The 16,836-nt window shown below is 71.1% G+C and carries 16 protein-coding genes; 9 read left to right on the top strand and 7 right to left on the bottom strand.

Going from position 1 to position 16,836, the window contains the following annotated elements:
* The first annotated feature begins 121 nt into the window (after positions 1–121).
* On the top strand, positions 122–1,588 hold the full coding sequence (locus ACFMQL_RS10540) for an AAA family ATPase (RefSeq protein WP_378785454.1): 1,467 nt from the start codon (positions 122–124) through the stop codon (positions 1,586–1,588).
* Positions 1,585–2,775 carry a tetratricopeptide repeat protein gene (locus tag ACFMQL_RS10535; protein WP_378785452.1) on the top strand — a complete coding sequence of 397 codons (1,191 nt, stop codon included), beginning with the start codon at positions 1,585–1,587 and terminating at the stop codon, positions 2,773–2,775. The genes ACFMQL_RS10540 and ACFMQL_RS10535 overlap by 4 nt, the downstream gene beginning before the upstream one ends.
* A 31-nt stretch (positions 2,776–2,806) precedes the next feature.
* Here ACFMQL_RS10535 and ACFMQL_RS10530 read toward each other — a convergent pair whose 3' ends face one another.
* Positions 2,807–3,787, bottom strand: coding sequence for an aldo/keto reductase (locus ACFMQL_RS10530; protein WP_364068206.1), 981 nt, complete (start codon positions 3,785–3,787; stop codon positions 2,807–2,809).
* Positions 3,788–3,849: 62 nt separating this feature from the next.
* Here ACFMQL_RS10530 and ACFMQL_RS10525 point away from each other — a divergent pair, with 62 nt between their 5' ends.
* The 4 genes from ACFMQL_RS10525 (at position 3,850) to ACFMQL_RS10510 (ending at position 7,888) form a co-directional block, all read left to right on the top strand.
* Positions 3,850–4,728 (top strand): LysR family transcriptional regulator, encoded by an 879-nt coding sequence (locus ACFMQL_RS10525; RefSeq protein ID WP_364068204.1) that lies wholly within the window; start codon positions 3,850–3,852, stop codon positions 4,726–4,728.
* 35 nt (positions 4,729–4,763) lie between these two features.
* Positions 4,764–4,964: an EF-hand domain-containing protein gene (locus tag ACFMQL_RS10520; protein WP_364068202.1), complete on the top strand. Its 201-nt coding sequence runs from the start codon at positions 4,764–4,766 to the stop codon at positions 4,962–4,964.
* 290 nt (positions 4,965–5,254) lie between these two features.
* Complete coding sequence (locus ACFMQL_RS10515) at positions 5,255–6,187, top strand: nucleoside hydrolase (RefSeq protein WP_364068200.1); 933 nt, start codon at positions 5,255–5,257, stop codon at positions 6,185–6,187.
* A gap of 39 nt (positions 6,188–6,226) precedes the next feature.
* Positions 6,227–7,888 carry an alpha-amylase family protein gene (locus tag ACFMQL_RS10510; RefSeq protein WP_378785449.1) on the top strand — a complete coding sequence of 554 codons (1,662 nt, stop codon included), beginning with the start codon at positions 6,227–6,229 and terminating at the stop codon, positions 7,886–7,888.
* A gap of 110 nt (positions 7,889–7,998) precedes the next feature.
* Here ACFMQL_RS10510 and ACFMQL_RS10505 read toward each other — a convergent pair whose 3' ends face one another.
* On the bottom strand, positions 7,999–8,598 hold the full coding sequence (locus tag ACFMQL_RS10505; RefSeq protein WP_364068196.1) for a TetR/AcrR family transcriptional regulator: 600 nt from the start codon (positions 8,596–8,598) through the stop codon (positions 7,999–8,001).
* Positions 8,599–8,664: 66 nt separating this feature from the next.
* On the opposite strand from ACFMQL_RS10505, the gene ACFMQL_RS10500 reads away from it, so the two are divergent.
* Both ACFMQL_RS10500 and ACFMQL_RS10495 read left to right on the top strand, forming a co-directional pair.
* Positions 8,665–9,432 (top strand): alpha/beta fold hydrolase, encoded by a 768-nt coding sequence (locus ACFMQL_RS10500; RefSeq protein ID WP_364068194.1) that lies wholly within the window; start codon positions 8,665–8,667, stop codon positions 9,430–9,432.
* 25 nt (positions 9,433–9,457) lie between these two features.
* Entirely contained in the window at positions 9,458–11,212 is a 1,755-nt protein-coding gene (locus ACFMQL_RS10495) for a bifunctional metallophosphatase/5'-nucleotidase (protein ID WP_378785448.1), read from the top strand.
* Here the strand turns inward: ACFMQL_RS10495 and ACFMQL_RS10490 are convergent, their stop codons facing one another.
* The 4 genes from ACFMQL_RS10490 to ACFMQL_RS10475 form a co-directional block, all read right to left on the bottom strand.
* The gene (locus ACFMQL_RS10490) at positions 11,213–11,965 is read right to left on the bottom strand and encodes a cytochrome d ubiquinol oxidase subunit II (protein WP_378785446.1); all 753 of its coding nucleotides are present in this window, start codon (positions 11,963–11,965) and stop codon (positions 11,213–11,215) included.
* 21 nt (positions 11,966–11,986) lie between these two features.
* Positions 11,987–13,237 (bottom strand): cytochrome ubiquinol oxidase subunit I, encoded by a 1,251-nt coding sequence (locus tag ACFMQL_RS10485; RefSeq protein WP_364068188.1) that lies wholly within the window; start codon positions 13,235–13,237, stop codon positions 11,987–11,989.
* A gap of 97 nt (positions 13,238–13,334) precedes the next feature.
* Positions 13,335–14,003, bottom strand: coding sequence for a response regulator transcription factor (locus ACFMQL_RS10480; protein WP_364068186.1), 669 nt, complete (start codon positions 14,001–14,003; stop codon positions 13,335–13,337).
* A 90-nt stretch (positions 14,004–14,093) separates the two neighbouring features.
* Positions 14,094–15,221 carry a sensor histidine kinase gene (locus ACFMQL_RS10475; RefSeq protein WP_378785444.1) on the bottom strand — a complete coding sequence of 376 codons (1,128 nt, stop codon included), beginning with the start codon at positions 15,219–15,221 and terminating at the stop codon, positions 14,094–14,096.
* 68 nt (positions 15,222–15,289) lie between these two features.
* Between ACFMQL_RS10475 and ACFMQL_RS10470 the strand changes: the two genes are divergently transcribed.
* Positions 15,290–15,514 (top strand): hypothetical protein, encoded by a 225-nt coding sequence (locus tag ACFMQL_RS10470; protein WP_364068182.1) that lies wholly within the window; start codon positions 15,290–15,292, stop codon positions 15,512–15,514.
* Positions 15,515–15,668: 154 nt separating this feature from the next.
* Here the strand turns inward: ACFMQL_RS10470 and ACFMQL_RS10465 are convergent, their stop codons facing one another.
* On the bottom strand, positions 15,669–16,634 hold the full coding sequence (locus tag ACFMQL_RS10465) for a fatty acid desaturase family protein (RefSeq protein ID WP_378790150.1): 966 nt from the start codon (positions 16,632–16,634) through the stop codon (positions 15,669–15,671).
* Positions 16,635–16,836: the final 202 nt, after the last annotated feature.

The following is a 16,836-nucleotide window of genomic DNA, read 5'->3' as shown; positions in this document are numbered from 1 at the left end:
CGGCCGGGGCGCCTGCCTTCGTGTGCCGTTTCGGTCGTCCGATAAGTCCGGTAGGCAGTGGTTCGGTATCTTGCGTAGCTGCGAAAGAGTCCCGACAACCTGCGACAGAAGGGAACGGCACGTGCCCGACGACGCCGGCCTGCAGGCGCTCCGCGAGGCGGCCCGCCTGTCCCCGGACAACCTGCCACTTCGCCAGCACCTCGCCGGGCAGCTCCTGGCCAAGGGCTACCTCGCCGACGCCGAGGCCGAGTTCAGGGCGGCGCTCGTGCTCTCGCCCGGCAACCCGGAGATCATCGCCGGGCTGGCGGAGGCGTTCGTCAGGCAGAGCGCGTACGGCGAGGCGCTGGCCGCGCTCGAACCGCTGCTCGCCGAGCCCGGCTACCCGCCCGAGATCGGGGTGCTCGCGGCCAGGGCGCTGGCGGGCGAGGGCGACCTGGCGCGGGCCGCGTACCGGTACTTCGAGGCGATCTCCAGGGACCCTTCGCTCGCCGACCCCGAGTTCGCCGCCCGGCTGAACCCGCCGTCGCAGCCTCAAACCCCGCCGCAGCCCCAGCCTTCCGCCCAGCCGCAGACCCCGCCGTACGCCGCCCCCCAGCCCGTCGCCCAGACGCCGAACGGGCCCGCCACGGCGTTCACCGCGACCCCCGCGGCCTCGTACGGGCAGCCCATGGTCAACCCGCGGCCGGGCTCGCCGCCCGAGCCCGAGAGCAACGCCGAGGTGCAGCAGGCCGGGCTGACGTTCGCCGACGTGGCCGGCATGGAGTCGGTCAAGGAGGCGCTGCGCATCAAGCTGCTGCTGCCGATCCAGCAGCCGGACCTGTTCGCCGCGTTCGGCAAGCGCGCGGGCGGCGGCGTCCTGCTGTACGGCCCGCCGGGCGCGGGCAAGACCCACCTCGCCAGGGCGGCCGCCGGCGAGCTCGGCGCGGCGTTCATCAACGTCGGCCTCGCCGACATCCTCGACATGTACATCGGGTCGAGCGAGCGCAACCTGCACGCCACCTTCGACATGGCCCGCCGCAACCGCCCGTGCGTGCTCTTCTTCGACGAGGTGGACGCGCTCGCCGCCCGCCGCTCCGACATGCGCCAGGCGCACACCAGGCAGCTCGTCAACCAGTTCCTCGCCGAGCTGGACGGCGTGGACCAGAACGCCAACGAGGGCGTCCTGGTGCTGGCCGCCACCAACGCCCCCTGGTACGTGGACGCCGCCTTCCGCCGCCCCGGCCGGCTCGACCAGCCGGTGTTCGTGCCGCCGCCGGACGCCGCCGCGCGCGCCGCCATCCTGCGCATCCTGTGCCGCGACAAGCCGCTCGCCGAGATGGACTTCGACGCCGTGGCCAAGGTGACCGAGCACTTCGTCGGCGCCGACCTCAAGGGCCTGGTGGACCGCGCCGTCGAGGCCAAGCTCCAGCAGTCGATCAGTGCGGGCCGCCCGATCCCGCTGACCACCGCCGACCTGCTCGCGGCGGCCAAGACCGTGCGCCCGACGGCCGTACGCGAATGGATGGCCACCGCCCGCAACTACGTCATGCACGCCAACGACTCAGGCGCCTGGGACGAGCTCATGCCCTGGGTCAAGGGCAAGTGGTGAAGGTCGGCGACCCCGTCGAGCGGGCGCGCACGCTCCTGCAGATGCGCCGCCCGGCCGACGCCGAGCGGGAGCTGCGCGGCCTGCTGGCACAGGAGCCACAGCACATCTCCGGCCACGCCCTGCTCGGGCTCGCCCTCATCGAGCAGCGCAAGGTCGCCGAGGCGGTGTCGGAGGCGGAGGAGGCCGTACGCCTCGCGCCCGACCAGTGGTTCACCCACTACGCCGCCGCCCAGGTGTTCCTGCGCGCCCGCGACCTCGACAGGGCCATGGCCGCCGTACGCGCGGCCCTCGACCTCGAACCGCAGTACGCGCCCGCCTGGGAGGTGCTGTCACGCGTCCACATGCTCAAGGGCGAGTGGCTGCTCATGGCGGGCGCGGCCCGGCAGGGGCTGTCCATCGATCCCGAGGACACCGACCTGGTGAGCCTGCTGGCGCTGGCCCACGCCAACGCGGGCGAGGCCGAGCCGGCGCGGGCCGCCGCCGCGCACGCCGTACGGCTCGACCCCGAGAGCCCCGCCGCGCACTTCGTCTACGGGCGGGTGGCGCTGCGCCTCGGCGACGCGCGGCAGGCCGCCGACTCCTTCCGCGAGGTGCTGCGCCTCGACCCCGGCTACGGCGCGGCCGGCGACCTGCTGGTGGTGGCGCTCAAGCAGCGCAACCCGATCTACCGGTGGCTGTCGCGGCTGCGCGGCAGGTTCCCCGGCGGGTGGCGGCTGATCTTCCTGCTGCCCGTCGCGCCGCCGCTCATCGCGGTCTTCATCGTGCTCGCGCTGCTGCACTGGGTGGCGTGGGTGGCCGAGGCGTGGACCACGCTGCGGCTGGCCGTCGGCACGTCCACCCGGCTGCTGTTCGAAGGCGCGCCCGCCCGGGTCGCGGCGGCCTGCCTGCTGCTGGTCGCGGCGGGCGCGGCCCTGCTCGGCACGGGCATCGCGGTCGGCCAGGACGCGCTGAGCACCGCGGGCGTGGCCGTCATGGCGCTCGTCACCCCCGCGCAGGAGGCCGCGCACACCGGCGCGCCCCGCCGCAGAGCCGTCCTGTACGGCTGGACCGGGCTGCTCGCCCTGGCCGCGGCCGCGGGGGTGGTCTTCGGGTGGCCCGCCGTGGCGCTGCTCGCCGCGTACGCCGCGCTCGCCTCGGTCTGGCTCGCCACCGCCGTCAGGGGCCGCCTGGCCACCGACGGCCTCTGATCCCCCGTCTTCAGAGGCCGTGTCGGCGGGGTCACAGGAGGGTGCCGCCGCTCACCTCGAAGCGGGACAGCGCCTCGTCGATCCTGGCCAGCGTGTCCGGGTGCAGGGTGATGTCGGCGGCGGCCAGGTTCTCCTCGATGTGGGCCGGCGTGCGGCTGCCCGGGATCGGCACCACGTGCTCGTCCTGGTGCAGCAGCCAGGCCAGGGCGAGCTGGGCCGGGGTGATGCCGAGCAGCGCGGCGAGGTCCTTGACGGGCGCGTAGCGGTCGTTGTTGCGCGTCAGGTTCTCGGCCGAGAAGCGGGGCGCGTTGTGGCGGAAGTCGTCCACGCCCAGTTCGGTGACCGTGCCGGTGAGGAAGCCGTTGCCGAGGGGGCTCCAGGCGACGATGCCGACGCCCAGCTCGCGGGTCGCGGCGAGCAGCTCGGCGTCGATCGGCCGCCACATCGACCACTCGTACTGCACCGCCGTCACCGGATGCACCGCGTGCGCGGCCCTGACCTGGCCCGCCGTCACGTTGGACAGGCCGATGTGCCTGACCAGCCCGTCGCGCACCAGCTCGGCCATCGCTGCCACCGTGTCCTCGATGGGCACGCCGGGGTCCGGATAGTGGAGGTAGTACAGGTCGATGGCGTCGATGCCCAGGTTGCGCAGGCTGCGCTCGGCGTAGCGGCGCACCAGGCGGGGCTCGGCGTTCACGTGCAGCTCGCCGAAGGCGTAGCCGACGGGGTGGGCGCGGCTCGGCTCGCCCTCCGGAACCGCCAGCCCGAACTTGGTCGCGACCACCACCTCGTCCCTGCGCCCCTTGATCGCCCGGCCGACCAGGCGCTCGTTGTGGCCGTCAGGCCCGTAGGCGTCGCTGGTGTCCACGTGCGTGGCGCCGGCGTCGAGCGCCGCCTTGATCGCGGCCTCGCCGCGGGCGTCGTCCACCTCACCGTAGATGCCCGGCGACAGCACCATCGCGCCGTAACCGATCGCCGGGACCTCCAGCTCGCCGAGAGTTCGTGTCTTCATGCCGTCGATCGTGCGGCCGCGGCCGCTGGCGCGTCCAAGACCCTTTGCGATAACCATCGGTTATGGACGTCCACCTGCGCGAGCTGCGGTACTTCGTGGCCGTGGCCGACGAGCTGAACGTCACCCGCGCGGCCGAGCGGCTCTTCGTCTCCCAGCCCGCGCTGTCCAAGCAGCTCAGGGCGCTGGAAGGGCGGCTCGGGTACCGGCTGTTCGAGCGGGTGCCGAGCGGGGTGACGCTCACCCGGCAGGGCGCCGAGCTGCTGCCGGTCGCCCGTGACGTGCTCGAACGCTGGGAGGCCGGGGTCGAGCAGGCACGCGCGGCGGCGTCCGCGGGCACCCTCGTCATCGGGCTGCAGACCGCCGTGGGCCGTGGGCTGCAGCAGGAGGCGCTGCGCCGGTTCCGCGCCGTGATGCCGGGGTGGGAGGTGTCGCTGCGGCTCGTCGGCTGGGACGACCCCAGCGGCGGGCTGGCCGACGGGACGTCCGACGTGGCATTCCTGTGGCTGCCGCTGCCGCCGGGTGTGCGGGCGTACGTGCTGGCCACCGAGCGGCGCGGCGTCGCCATGCCCGCCGATCACCCGCTGGCCGATCTGGCGGAGGTGCCGTTCGAGGCGCTGGCCGACGAGCCGTTCATCGCGCTGCCGCCCGAGGCGGGGCCGCTGCGCGACTTCTGGCTCGCGGTCGGGCAGCGCACCCGCCCGCCGGTGATCGGCGTCACCGCGAGCACCGCTGAGGAGGTGTTCGAGGCGGTGTCGAGCGGCCTCGGCGTCGTACTGGTGGCTGAGGGCAACGCCGAGCTGTACCGCCGGCCTGGGGTGACGTACCGGCCCGTGAGCGGGCTGCCTCCAGGAGAACTCGCCATCGCCTGGCGCGAAAGGGATAACAGGCCGCAAGTGATGGCATTCGTCGACGCGTTGCGGCATGCCGCCACTAAGGTCTGACCCGACGAACGGATCAACCGGAAGGGCGAGCCCTCATGAGCGACTACGCGACGACTTTCCACCTCATCGACGCCGACCAGGACGGCCGTATCTCGGCCGAGGAGCTGGTCCGGCTGATGGACGTGCTCGGCCAGCCGGTCACGCTGGAGGCCGCGCAGGAGGGCGTACGGAAGCTGGACAAGGACGGCGACGGGCTGATCGACGTGGAGGAGTTCGGCGCTTTTCTTCGGAAGTGATAACAAACAAGCACTTGCTTAGCGTCCTCCTGTTGCCCACGTCACAGTGGCGGCAGGAGGGACGATCGCCAACCGAGTGACACCAGCGAGAAGCGTGCACCCGCGGACATCGTGCGCGCGCACAGGTCCTGCCCGGCGGGCTGCTGCGGTGCTCCGACCACATGGCCACGATGGTGCTGTTCAAGGACGAGGAGCTGATCAGCGCGCTGGCCGAGGTGCGGCCCTCGCCACCCGCTGACTCCGGCCGTGTCCGCCTGGGCGGGCAGGGCCGGGACGCCTAGCATGGGGCGATGCCGACACCGGTGATCCTCGATTGTGACCCCGGGCACGACGACGTCTTCGCGATCTGGCTGGCGGCCGGCGACCCCGAGATCGACCTGCGGGCCGTCACCACGGTCGGCGGCAACGGCCGCCTCTACCACACCACCTACAACGCCAGGGTGGTGATCAGCCTGGCGGGCATCAAGGGCGTGCCGATCGCGCCGGGCGCGGACAGCCCCATGGTGCGGCTGCTGAAGCCGGCCGAATGGATCCACGGCGACAACGCGCTGGGCGGCCCCGAGCTGCCGAAGCCCACCGTCGAGGCCGACCCGCGCACCGCCATCGAGCTGATCAGGGACACCCTCGACGCCTCCGACGAGCCGGTGACGATCGTGGCGACCGGCCCGCTGACGAACGTGGCGATGTTCGCCCGCACCTGCCCCGACCGCCTGCCGATGATCAAGGAGGTGGTCTGGATGGGCGGCTCGACGGGGCGGGGGAACGTCACCCCGTACGCGGAGTTCAACGCCTGGACCGACCCCGAGGCGGTGGCGATCGTGCTGGGCACCGGGGTGCCGTTCACCATGGTCGGGCTGAACGTCACCCACCAGGTCCTGGCCACGCGCGAGGTGATCGCCAGGATCGGGGCGGTGGGCAACAGGACGGCGGCGTTCGGGGTGGAGCTGCTGAACTTTTTCAACTCCACGTACGAGACCGATCAGGGCATGCCGGACGGCCCGCTGCACGACCCGGTGGCGGTGGCGCTGGTGGCCAGGCCGGGCCTGGTGACGACGGTGCGCACCCGCGTGGACGTCGAGCTGCACGGCACGGAGACGGCGGGCGCGACGTGCGTGGACCTGCTGGGCAAGCTGAACCGCCCGCCGAACGCGAACGTGGCGACCGGCGTGGACGTGCCCGCGTTCTGGCGGCTCGTGGAGGACGCCATCAGAACGCTCGACTGAGCCGGGGATGCGGGCGGCGGAGCTGGGTAGCGGAAGCGGATGCGACTGACCTACACCAGCGACGTATGGCATAAGAACGCCGTCGTCTACTGCCTGGACGTCGAGACGTTCAAGGACGGCAACGGCGACGGCGTGGGCGACTTCCGTGGCCTGACCCAGCAGATCGACTACCTGGCGGGGCTCGGCGTGACCTGCCTGTGGCTCATGCCGTTCTTCCCGACCCCCAACCAGGACGACGGCTACGACATCACCGATTTCTACACCGTCGATCCCCGCCTGGGCACGCTGGGCGACTTCGTGGAGTTCATGCGCACGGCGCACGACCGCGGCCTGCGCGTCATCGCGGACCTGGTGGTCAACCACACCTCGGACCGGCATCCGTGGTTCGTGGAGTCGCGGTCGAGCCGGGACTCGCCGCTGCGCGACTGGTACGTCTGGAACGACGTCCCGGAGCCCGACGTCCCGGAGCAGATCGTCTTCCCCGACAAGGAGAGCAGCGTCTGGGAGTACGACGAGGGCACCGGCCAGTACTACCTGCACAGCTTCTACCGGCACCAGCCCGACCTCAACGTGAGCAACCCGCAGGTCAGGGACGAGATCGCGCGCATTCTCGGGTTCTGGATGGAGCTGGGGCTGTCGGGTTTCCGGGTGGACGCGGTGCCGTTCCTCATCGAGAACGTCGACCCGCAGCTCGCGAACCCGCACGAGTTCCTGGCGGACCTGCGGGCGTTCATGACCCGGCGCATGGGCGGGTCGATCCTGCTCGGCGAGGTGAACCTGCACTACGAGGAGCTGATGTCGTACTTCGGCGACGGCCTGGGCGACCAGCTCACCATGTGCTTCGACTTCGTCGGCATGCAGCGGGCGTGGCTGTCGCTGGCACGCGGCGACGCGCGGCCGCTGGCCGAGGCGCTGCGCGCGCGTCCCGAGCCGCCCAAGGACTGCCAGTGGGCGATGTTCCTGCGCAACCACGACGAGCTGACGCTGGACAAGCTCACCGACGGCGAGCGGCAGGAGGTCTTCGCGGCGTTCGGGCCCGAGGAGGACATGCAGATCTTCGGGCGTGGCCTGCGCCGCCGGTTGCCGCCGATGATGGGCGGCGACGAGCGGCGCGTGAAGATGGCCTACAGCCTGCTGTTCTCACTTCCCAGCACCCCGGTGATCTTCTACGGCGAGGAGATCGGCATGGGGGAGGACCTCGGGGCGGAGGGCAGGATGGCGGTCCGCACGCCCATGCAGTGGTCGCCGGACGGCGGTTTCGGCCGGGCCGAGCCGGTACGCGCGATGCCCAAGGGCGACTTCGGCCCCGAGCACGTCAACGTGGCGGCGCAGAAGCGGGACGGCGGCTCGTTACTGCGCTGGATCCAGCTCCTCATCGAGCGCTACCGGGAGTGTCCCGAGCTGGCATGGGGCGAGTACACGGTGCTGGACGGCGGCCCGGACGCCGTGCTCGCGCACCGCTGCGACGCCGACGGTGCCACGGTGGTGGTCGCGCACAACCTGTCGGACGCGCCGCAGGACGTGGAGCTGCGGCTGGCCGGCCTTGAGGGCTGCCGGCTGACGGACCTGCTGGTGGACGGGGCGGTGGAGGTGCCGGACGACGGCGTGGTGCGGCTGACGCTCGACGCGTACGGGTGCCGCTGGCTGCGCGCGTCGGAGCCGGCGGTCGCGCCGGAAGACGCCTCGGTCAAGTCGCGCTGACGCCTTGGCCGCAGGGGCACGTCGCGGGCACGCCCTCGCCGCGGGGCCGGGCGCTCATAGGCTTCACGTCGCGGGCACGCCCTCGCCGCGGGGCCAGGCGGTCATGGGCGTCACGTCGCGGTGACGGTCTCTGCCGAGGGCCAGGCGGCCATGGCGCGATCGGCGATGGCGAGCAGCTCCTCGCGGGTGGCGCCGTCGCGGGCCTGGGTGGACATGCCCTGGATGATCGCGGCGTAGAAGGTGGCGAGCCCGGCGGTGTCGGTGCCGGGCGGCAGCCGGCCCGCGCTGACGTCGCCGTCGATGCGCTGCTTGATCGCCGCCTTCGTCGCCTCCCTGAACCCGCGCAGCAGCTCGGTCACCTCGGCCGACTCGCAGTTGACGGCGGCACTGATGATCATGCAGCCGTGCGGGTGGTCGGGACGGGAGTACTCGTCGGCGGCCTCGCGCAGCATCCGCTCGACGGCCTCGCGGCCGGTGGGCTCCTCGGCCAGGGCGCGGGCGGTGAAGGCGCCGTAGGTCCGCTGGTAGCGCTGGACGGCCTCCTCGAACAGGCCGCGCTTGTCGCCGAACGCGGCGTACAGGCTGGGCGGGTTGATGCCCATCGCGGCCGTCAGCGTGGCGACCGAGGTGGCCTCGTAGCCGTGCCGCCAGAACTCCCGCAACGCGCTCTCCAGCGCCTCGTCCCTGTCGAACCCCCGCCGTCTGGCCATACGGCCATTCTATAGCGATCGCTATGTTATGTTCTGTAGCGATCGCTAAAGATAGGAGTGTTCGAGATGCCGCAGATCTCTCACGAGACAGGAACCGTCCACTACCGCAAGGAGGGCGGCGGGCCCGGCCTGGTGCTGGTGCACGGCGCGGGTGGCGACGCGGAGACCAACTGGGCCCACCTGATGCCCGGCTTCGCCGACATCCGCACGGTCATCGCCCCCGACTACGCCGGCAGCGGCCGGACCGAGGGCCCCGGCGGCGACCTCACGCTCGACCTGCTCGCCGACCAGGTCGCCGCGACCTTCGACGGGCCTTCGGACCTGGTCGGGTTCTCGCTGGGCTCGGCGGTCGCGGTCACCATCGCGGCCCGGCGGCCCGAGCTGGTCAGGCGGCTGGTGCTGATCGCGGGCTGGACCCACCTCGCCGACTCCCGGCTCGAGCTGGGCCTGCGTACGTGGGCGCGGCTGGCGGACACCGACCCCGAGAGCTTCGCCGCGTACGGGCCGCTGGTGGCCTTCAGCCCCGGCTTCGTCAGCGCGGTCGGCGCCAAGTCCCTGATGGCGGGGGAGGCGCCGCCCGGCACCGTGCGCCAGATCGACCTGGCCCTGCGCGTGGACGTCAGGGACCTGCTGCCGAAGATCGCCGTGCCCACCCTGGTCATCGGCGCGACCAAGGACTACCTGATCCCGGTCGAGCACCACCGGGCGCTGCACGCGGCCATCCCCGGCAGCGCGTACGCCGAGATCGACAGCGGCCACGTGGTGCTGCACGAGCACCCGGACGAGGTCACCCGGCTGATCAGGAATTTCGTCACCGATGAGACCAACGGGTGATTCATCCCAGTTAGCCTCGCCAACCATGCAGACCACACGACTCGCCATCGCCGGGACCGCCGCGCTCAGCGCGCTGGTCCTGGCGGCACCTCCCGCGCAGGCCGCCAAACCGGCCAAGACGGTCACGGTCACGGTCATGGGCACGTCCGACATCCACAGCAACGCGCTCAACTGGGACTACTACAAGGACGCCGCCTACGCCGACAGCCAGGGCAACTCCATCGGCCTCGCGAAGGTGTCCTCGCTCGTCAACAAGATCAGGGCCGAGCGGGGAGCGGATCACACGCTGCTGTTCGACTCCGGTGACACCATCCAGGGCACGCCGCTGGCGTACTACTACGCCAAGATCGAGCCGATCACCACGATCGGTCAGATCCACCCCATGGCCAAGGCCATGAACGCCATCGGCTACGACGCCGTGACCCTGGGCAACCACGAGTTCAACTACGGTCTGCCGCTGCTCGCCACCTGGATCGAGCAGATGAAGGCGCCCGTGCTCGGCGCGAACGCGGTGCACGCCAAGACCGGGCTGCCGGCGTACAAGCCGTTCGTCATCAAGACCATGAAGGTCAAGGGCGAGAAGCCGATCAAGGTCGGCGTGCTCGGGCTCACCAACCCCGGCGTGGCCATCTGGGACAAGGCGAACGTCGAGGGCAAGCTCCGCTTCACCGACCTCGTCGAGTCGGCGAAGAAGTGGGTGCCGGTCATCCGCGGCCACGGCGCGGACGTCGTCGTGGTGACCGCGCACGCGGGCGACGACGGCATGTCCTCCTACGGCGACGAGCTGCCGATCGAGAACGCCTCGGCGATGGTGGCCGAGCAGGTGCCGGGCATCGACGCCGTGCTGTTCGGGCACGCGCACAACGAGGTGCCCGAGAAGTTCGTGACCAACAAGGTCACCGGGCAGCAGGTGCTGCTGAGCGAGCCGAGCAAGTGGGGCCAGCGCCTGTCGGTGCTGGACTTCCAGCTCACCAAGAAGCGCGGCAAGTGGGTGGTCACCGGCAAGTCGGCCACCACGCTCAACACCAACACGGTCCCCGAGGACCCGAAGATCGTCGAGCTGCTGAAGCCGCAGCACGAGGCCACGGTCGGCTACGTCAACAAGCCCGTCGCCAAGTCGGCGCAGGAGCTGTCGGCGGCCGAGTCGCCCTACAAGGACACCCCGATCCTCGACTACATCCAGCACGTGCAGGTCGAGACCGTCAAGCAGGCGCTGCCCGGCAACACGCTGCCGGTGCTGTCGATCGCCGCGCCGTTCAGCCGCAGCGCCGTCTTCCCCGCGGGTGACGTCCGCGTCAGGGACGTGGCCGGCCTGTACGTCTACGACAACACGCTCATGGCCGTGAAGCTGACCGGCGCGCAGATCAAGGAGTACCTGGAGTACTCGGCCAAGTACTTCAACCAGCTCGCGCCCGGCGAGCCGGTGGACGTCTCCAAGCTCACCAACGCGGGCGGCACCCCCGACTACAACTACGACCAGCTCTCCGGCGTCTCGTACGACATCGACGTCGCCAAGCCGGCCGGGCAGCGCATCGCGAACCTGACCTACGACGGCCAGCCGGTCGCCGACGACCAGGAGTTCGTGGTCGCGATCAACAACTACCGCCAGTCGGGCGGCGGCGGGTTCCCGCACGTCACCGGGGCCGAGGTGGTCTACAACGCGCAGGTCGAGATCCGGCAGGCGCTCATCGAGTACGCCACCGAGCAGGGCACCATCGACCCGGCCGACTTCGCCGTCGCCAACTGGAAGCTCACCAGGGACGGCGAGCCGCTGTTCTAGTCACAGGTAGGAGGGCCCGCTGACCCGGTGCCGGAACGTCCACCACACCCACGCCTGTGCCGCCACCAGGAACGGCAGCAGGGTGAGGACGACCGGCACCAGCAGCGGCCCCGACGTGCCGGGCTCCAGCGGCAGCCGGAGCCCGGCCAGCACCCCCACCACCAGCAGCGCCACCGAGGTCAGCGCGTACGTGCGCCACTCGCCCGCGCCGCCCGACGGCGGCCCCGACGGCAGGGCCGCCCGCGCCCGCAGCGCGCCTTGCAGCCGCAGTGCCGCGAACGCGAGCCCGTGGACGGCGAACAGCGCGGCCAGCACCAGCGCGCCGAGCAGCGCCACCGGCCCCCCGAAGCCGAGCAGCGCGCCGGACAGGATCACGCCCAGGCTCAGCGCCAGCCCCCAGCTCCCGGCCACGATCGCGCCGTCCCAGAACGTCTGCCAGCGCGTCCCCGGCACACGTCCGCGCAGCCACAGCCCCGCGTCGCGCACCACCCACGACAGCAGCAGCGTGACCACCATCGTGAAGTTGCCGTGCAGCAGCTCCCCCTCCAGCCGGGGGAACAGCCCGGCCAGCACCCCGGCCGTGGCCACCAGCCACACCTCGTTGCCGAGGAAGAACGGCGCGATCGCGGCGATCACCTCACGCCGCTCGCCCGGCGTCCTGCCCAGGTACGGCAGCGCCATCCCCACCCCGATGTCGGCCCCGGCCAGCACGAGGTAACCGAGCGCGAAGAAGGCCAGTACGAAGATCTCCATCTGCGGGCTCCCAGAGGCTTGTCAGAACGAAGGGACGGGGACAGGCGCCTCGATCGGCCGGTCGCCCAGCGCCACCGCGCCGAGCCCGCGCCGCGCGTACCGGGCGAGCAGCCAGGTGTTGACCGCGATCAGCGCCGCGAAGACGGTGGTGAAGGCCAGCAGGGAGAGCGTCGCCTGTGCCTTCGTGACCGGCGACATGGCCTCCGACGTGCGCAGCAGCCCGTACACCACCCAGGGCTGGCGGCCCATCTCGCGGAACACCCAGCCGCCCAGCGTGGCCACGAACGGAACCGGGATCATCAGCGTCAGCACCCAGTGCCACGGCCGGAACCGGTACACGGCGGGCTTGGCGAACATGAGCAGGAAGCTCGGCACGCCCACCATCATCATCAGCAGCCAGAGCATGATCATCACGATGCCGCCGGTCCGCACCCAGCCCACGTCGGGCAGGTAGTCGCCGGGCCCGAACCTGGCGGCGAACTCCGCCTGCACCTCGGCCAGCTTGCTCGCCGAGCCGGACCAGGCGGCCGCCTTCGCGGGCTGCAGGGTCCCGAACGAGATACCGCCGAACGCCGCGTTCAGGAAGGTCGTCGGCAGCGCCACGCCGACGCCGATGCGCAGCGACTTGCGGAACACCTCGTGTTCGGGCGTACGGCGGCGCAGATGGTACGCGCTCACCCCCGCCATGAAGAAGCCGCCCACGATCAGCCCGCCGACCAGCACGTGCCAGAACGCCGCCTGCGCCGCCGGGTTCGCCACCATCGCGCCGAAGTCGGTCAGCCGCAGCCGCCCGTTCTCCACCACGTGGCCCACCGGGTTCTGCAGGAAGCCGTTGGCCACCAGGATCCAGAACGCCGACGCGTACGCGGTGAGCGTCACCACCCAGATGAGCGCCAGGTGCGCCCACCGGTTCAGCTTGTTCCAGCCGAAGATCCACAGCCCCAGGAACGTCGACTCGACGAAGAACGCCACCAGCGTCTCGATCGCCAGCGCCGAGCCGAACACGTCACCCGCGTAGTTCGTCAGCCCGCTCCACGACAGCCCGAGCTGGAACTCCATCACCAGGCCGGTGACGATGCCCATCGCGTAGTTGATGATGTAGAGCTGGCCCCAGAACCGCGTCATCCGCAGGTGCACGTCGTTCCGTGAGAGCGTCGCCGCCGTCTGGACGACCGCCAGCAGCGTCGCCAGGCCGAGCGTCAGCGCCACGAACAGGAAGTGTGCGCCCGCGGTAAGCGCGAACTGCAAGCGGGCGAGGTCAACGGTGTCCATGCTGACGAGCTTGCGTGCACGGTTTCGCCTGCCGCGTCAGCCTCGGGCGGTCACCCGGCGTACTTCCCGGGATGACAGCCGCCCGCCGGCGTACTCCTCAGGGAGTAAGCCAGCCCGGGGTGATCATGCCGGCCTCGTACGCGATGACCACGAGCTGCGCCCTGTCCCGCACGCCGAGCTTGGTCATGATGCGGCTGACGTGCGTCTTCGCCGTGGCGGGGCTGAGCACGAGCCGGGTCGCGATCTCGTCGTTGGACAGGCCGCCGGCCACCAGCGTCATGACCTCGCGCTCGCGTTCGGTGAGCGCGTTGAGCTCAGGGCCCGGCTCCGGGCGCTTGACCCGGCCGGCGAACTCGGCGATCAGGCGCCGCGTGATCGACGGCGCGATGAGCGCGTCGCCCCTCGCCACCACCCGGACGGCGTGGATCAGCTCGGCGGGCTCGGTGTCCTTGACCAGGAAGCCGCTCGCGCCCGCGCGCAGCGCCCCGTAGACGTAGTCGTCCAGGTCGAACGTGGTCAGGATGATCACCTTGACGTCGCCGAGCGCCGGGTCGCCCGCGATGCGGCGGGTTGCCTCAAGGCCGTCGAGCTCGGGCATGCGGATGTCCATGAGCACCACGTCGGGGCGGTGCTCGCGGGCTCCGGCGATCGCCGCCTCGCCGGTGGCGGCCTCGGCCACCACCTCGATGTCGTCTTCGTCGCTGAGTATGGACCTGAACCCGGCGCGGACCAGGGTCTGGTCGTCGGCGAGCAGTACGCGGATCATCGGCTCTCGTTCATGGGTGGGGCTTACGGGTGGATCGTGGGTTCACCGGCAGGGCGGGTCATGAGGCGGCGGGGTGGCCGATGGGTTCTTTCATGAGCTCGCCGGAGGACTCAGGGGGAGGCGGGCGGTGACGCGGAAGCCGCCCTCGGGGCGGGGACCGGCCTCGAGCGAGCCGCCGAGGGCGATGGCGCGCTCGCGCATGCCCTGGATGCCGTAGCCGCTGCCCTCCTCGTACATGCTGCCCGGACCATCATCTTCCACGCAAATGATGATATTTCCGGACGTGTTGCTGATGGTGAGCGTCGCCTGGTCGGTGCCCGCGTGGCGGGACACGTTCGTCAGCGCCTCCCTGATGATGCGGACGGCGGCCAGATCGACCTCGGCGGGCAGCGCGTCCAGCGGGCCCGACGTCTCCGTACGGACCTGCAGCCCCGACGCCGCCACCAGCTCGTCCAGCCGCGCGAGCCCGGCGGCGGGACCGGTCGGCGCATCCTCGTCCACCTGGCGCAGCACGCCCAGCGTGCTGCGCAGCTCGCGCAGCGTCTCCTTGCTCGTCTCCTTGATCGTGCGCAGCGCCGCCTCGGCGTCCTCCGGCCGCTTCTTCAGGCCGTGCAGCGCCGCCGCGGCCTGAACGTTGATCATGGAGATGTTGTGGCCGATCACGTCGTGCAGCTCTCTGGCGATGCGCAGCCGCTCCTCGCCGGCCCGCCGCCTGGCCTCCTCCTCCTTCGTACGCAGCGCGTCGAGCGCGTGCCGGCGTGCCTCCTCCAGGTACGCGCGCCGGTTGCGGGTGACGCCGCCGAACGCGATCGCGGCCAGCACCCAGCCCGCGATCATCACGAACAAGCTGTCGTCCATGTGCCGGACGCCGCCGGCCTCGCCGCACCCCATGGCGAGCAGTGACGCGCCGCCCGTCGTCACGGCGGCGGCCAGATGCCCCTGGTCGGCGGCGGTGTAGAGGGCGACGAAGACCAGCACGACGAGCGGCCCGTCGAGCCCCGCGAACGGGTAGTAGACGGCGGCGCAGACCGACACCACGATCAGCGCCGCGACCGGGTGCCGCCGCCGCGCCAGCAGCGCGCCGCAGGCGATGAGCGGCAGCACGAAGTCGAGCGCGTTGAGCCGGGCGGGGCGCAGCGCGTAGGTGATGACGAGGCCGGCGAGCACGGCGGCGCAGGTCGCGAGCGACACGATCGTGCTGGTGGAGGGCCTCGGCATGGCTACCATTGTGGACGTTGCGCTCGACATCCGGTAATCGGACGGCCGCTGCTGGGTAGTGCCCGTTCATGAGCATCAAGGACGAACTGGAGCAGGTCGAGGCGGATCTGGCCCGGCTACGCGCCGAGAACCAGGAGATCCGCGACCAGATCCGGGACATCGGCGCGACCGATCAGGTGGAGATCGCGTCGATGATCAGCCAGGCGGACGAGCAGGCCGAGCTGATCTCCGAGCTGGAACGCCGCCGCGACGGGCTGCTGCAGCGGCTGAAGCAGGAGGAGGGCGCGCGCTGACCACGCCCTCCATCCCGCGTACGGCCTGAGCCGACGGCCGCGCCTTGGGCGGTACGCCTCAGCCGACCGCCGCGCCATGGGTGGTAGGCGTCAGCCGACGGCCGCGCCTTGGGCGGTACGCCTCAGCCGACCGCCGCGCCATGGGTGGTAGGCGTCAGCCGACGGCCGCGCCTTGGGCGGGAGGCCGCCGCAGCACCGCGCCCACCTCGTGCAGGTGCCCGAGGGCCTGCCCGTACGACGCGAACAGCCCGGTCTGCAGGTACGGGACGCCGATCTCGGCGCAGTACCGCTCGACGATGGGCTGCGCCTTGCGCAGGTTGGGCGCCGGCATGTTGGGGAACAGGTGGTGCTCGATCTGGTAGTTGAGCTGGCCGAGCGCGATGTCGATGAACAGCCCGCCGCGCACGTTCCGTGACGTCAGCACCTGCTTGCGGAGGAAGTCCAGCTTGTCCTCCTTGGTGAGCATGGGCATGCCCTTGTGGTTGGGCGCGAACGTGGAGCCCAGGTAGAGCCCGAACACCCCCTGGTGGACGAGCAGGAAGAGCACCGCCTTGCCGGGGGAGAGCACGGCGAAGACCGCACCGACGTAGATGACGAAGTGCACGATGAGCAGGGCGAGTTCCAGCTTGCGGCGCTTGGCGGCGGGGTTCATCAGCGCTCTGAAGCTGGCGACGTGCAGGTGCCAGGCTTCGAGGGTGAGCAGCGGGAAGAACCAGAAAGCCTGATATTTCGCGATAAAACGAGGCAATCCCGAGCTGCGCGCCACCTGATCCCGCGACCACACGATCACCGCGGGGGAGACATCCGGGTCGTGGTCCTCGTGGTTGGGGTTGGCGTGGTGGCGGTTGTGCTTGGTGTTCCACCAGCCCCAGCCGAGGCCGATGCAGAGGTTGCCGACGATCAGCCCGGCGATGTCGCTCGGGCGGCGGGTTCTGAAGACCTGGCGGTGGCCGAGGTCGTGCGCGATGAAGCCGAACTGCCCGAAGACCACGGCCAGCGCGGCGGCGACGAGGAGTTGCAGCCAGGAGTCGCCCAGCCAGGCGAACAGCGCCCAGCAACCGGCGTAGACGACGGCGGCGATGCTCATCCGCACGGCGTAGTAGACGGGACGCCGGTCCAGCAGGCCGGCCTTCGCGATGCGTTGGGCGAGTCGGGCGTAGTCACTGCCTCGCGTGTCGATCGTGCCGGTATTGGCCACAGGTCTCCTTACCTCTTACCTCGCGGTGGGATCTGCCCTAACCATGGCGCATCCCGCAGCAAACTGAAAGGACGCCACGTACTCCATGATCAGGTCATCGTGTGACGTCCGCTGTCATCTCCGG

Source organism: Nonomuraea fastidiosa (genome assembly GCF_042751225.1).
Lineage (GTDB): Bacteria > Actinomycetota > Actinomycetes > Streptosporangiales > Streptosporangiaceae > Nonomuraea > Nonomuraea fastidiosa.
This window is presented reverse-complemented; position numbering and strand designations above follow the sequence as displayed.

What these genes read in the sequence shown, in the direction of transcription:
- ACFMQL_RS10475 (WP_378785444.1), bottom strand. Translation starts at nt 15,221, where the DNA reads ATGCCGAGGCCCTCCACCAGCACGATCGTGTCGCTCGCGACCTGCGCC.
- ACFMQL_RS10480 (WP_364068186.1), bottom strand. Translation starts at nt 14,003, where the DNA reads ATGATCCGCGTACTGCTCGCCGACGACCAGACCCTGGTCCGCGCCGGG.
- ACFMQL_RS10510 (WP_378785449.1), top strand. Translation starts at nt 6,227, where the DNA reads ATGCGACTGACCTACACCAGCGACGTATGGCATAAGAACGCCGTCGTC.
- ACFMQL_RS10470 (WP_364068182.1), top strand. Translation starts at nt 15,290, where the DNA reads ATGAGCATCAAGGACGAACTGGAGCAGGTCGAGGCGGATCTGGCCCGG.
- ACFMQL_RS10490 (WP_378785446.1), bottom strand. Translation starts at nt 11,965, where the DNA reads ATGGAGATCTTCGTACTGGCCTTCTTCGCGCTCGGTTACCTCGTGCTG.
- ACFMQL_RS10525 (WP_364068204.1), top strand. Translation starts at nt 3,850, where the DNA reads ATGGACGTCCACCTGCGCGAGCTGCGGTACTTCGTGGCCGTGGCCGAC.
- ACFMQL_RS10520 (WP_364068202.1), top strand. Translation starts at nt 4,764, where the DNA reads ATGAGCGACTACGCGACGACTTTCCACCTCATCGACGCCGACCAGGAC.
- ACFMQL_RS10530 (WP_364068206.1), bottom strand. Translation starts at nt 3,787, where the DNA reads ATGAAGACACGAACTCTCGGCGAGCTGGAGGTCCCGGCGATCGGTTAC.
- ACFMQL_RS10515 (WP_364068200.1), top strand. Translation starts at nt 5,255, where the DNA reads ATGCCGACACCGGTGATCCTCGATTGTGACCCCGGGCACGACGACGTC.
- ACFMQL_RS10505 (WP_364068196.1), bottom strand. Translation starts at nt 8,598, where the DNA reads ATGGCCAGACGGCGGGGGTTCGACAGGGACGAGGCGCTGGAGAGCGCG.
- ACFMQL_RS10495 (WP_378785448.1), top strand. Translation starts at nt 9,458, where the DNA reads ATGCAGACCACACGACTCGCCATCGCCGGGACCGCCGCGCTCAGCGCG.
- ACFMQL_RS10500 (WP_364068194.1), top strand. Translation starts at nt 8,665, where the DNA reads ATGCCGCAGATCTCTCACGAGACAGGAACCGTCCACTACCGCAAGGAG.
- ACFMQL_RS10485 (WP_364068188.1), bottom strand. Translation starts at nt 13,237, where the DNA reads ATGGACACCGTTGACCTCGCCCGCTTGCAGTTCGCGCTTACCGCGGGC.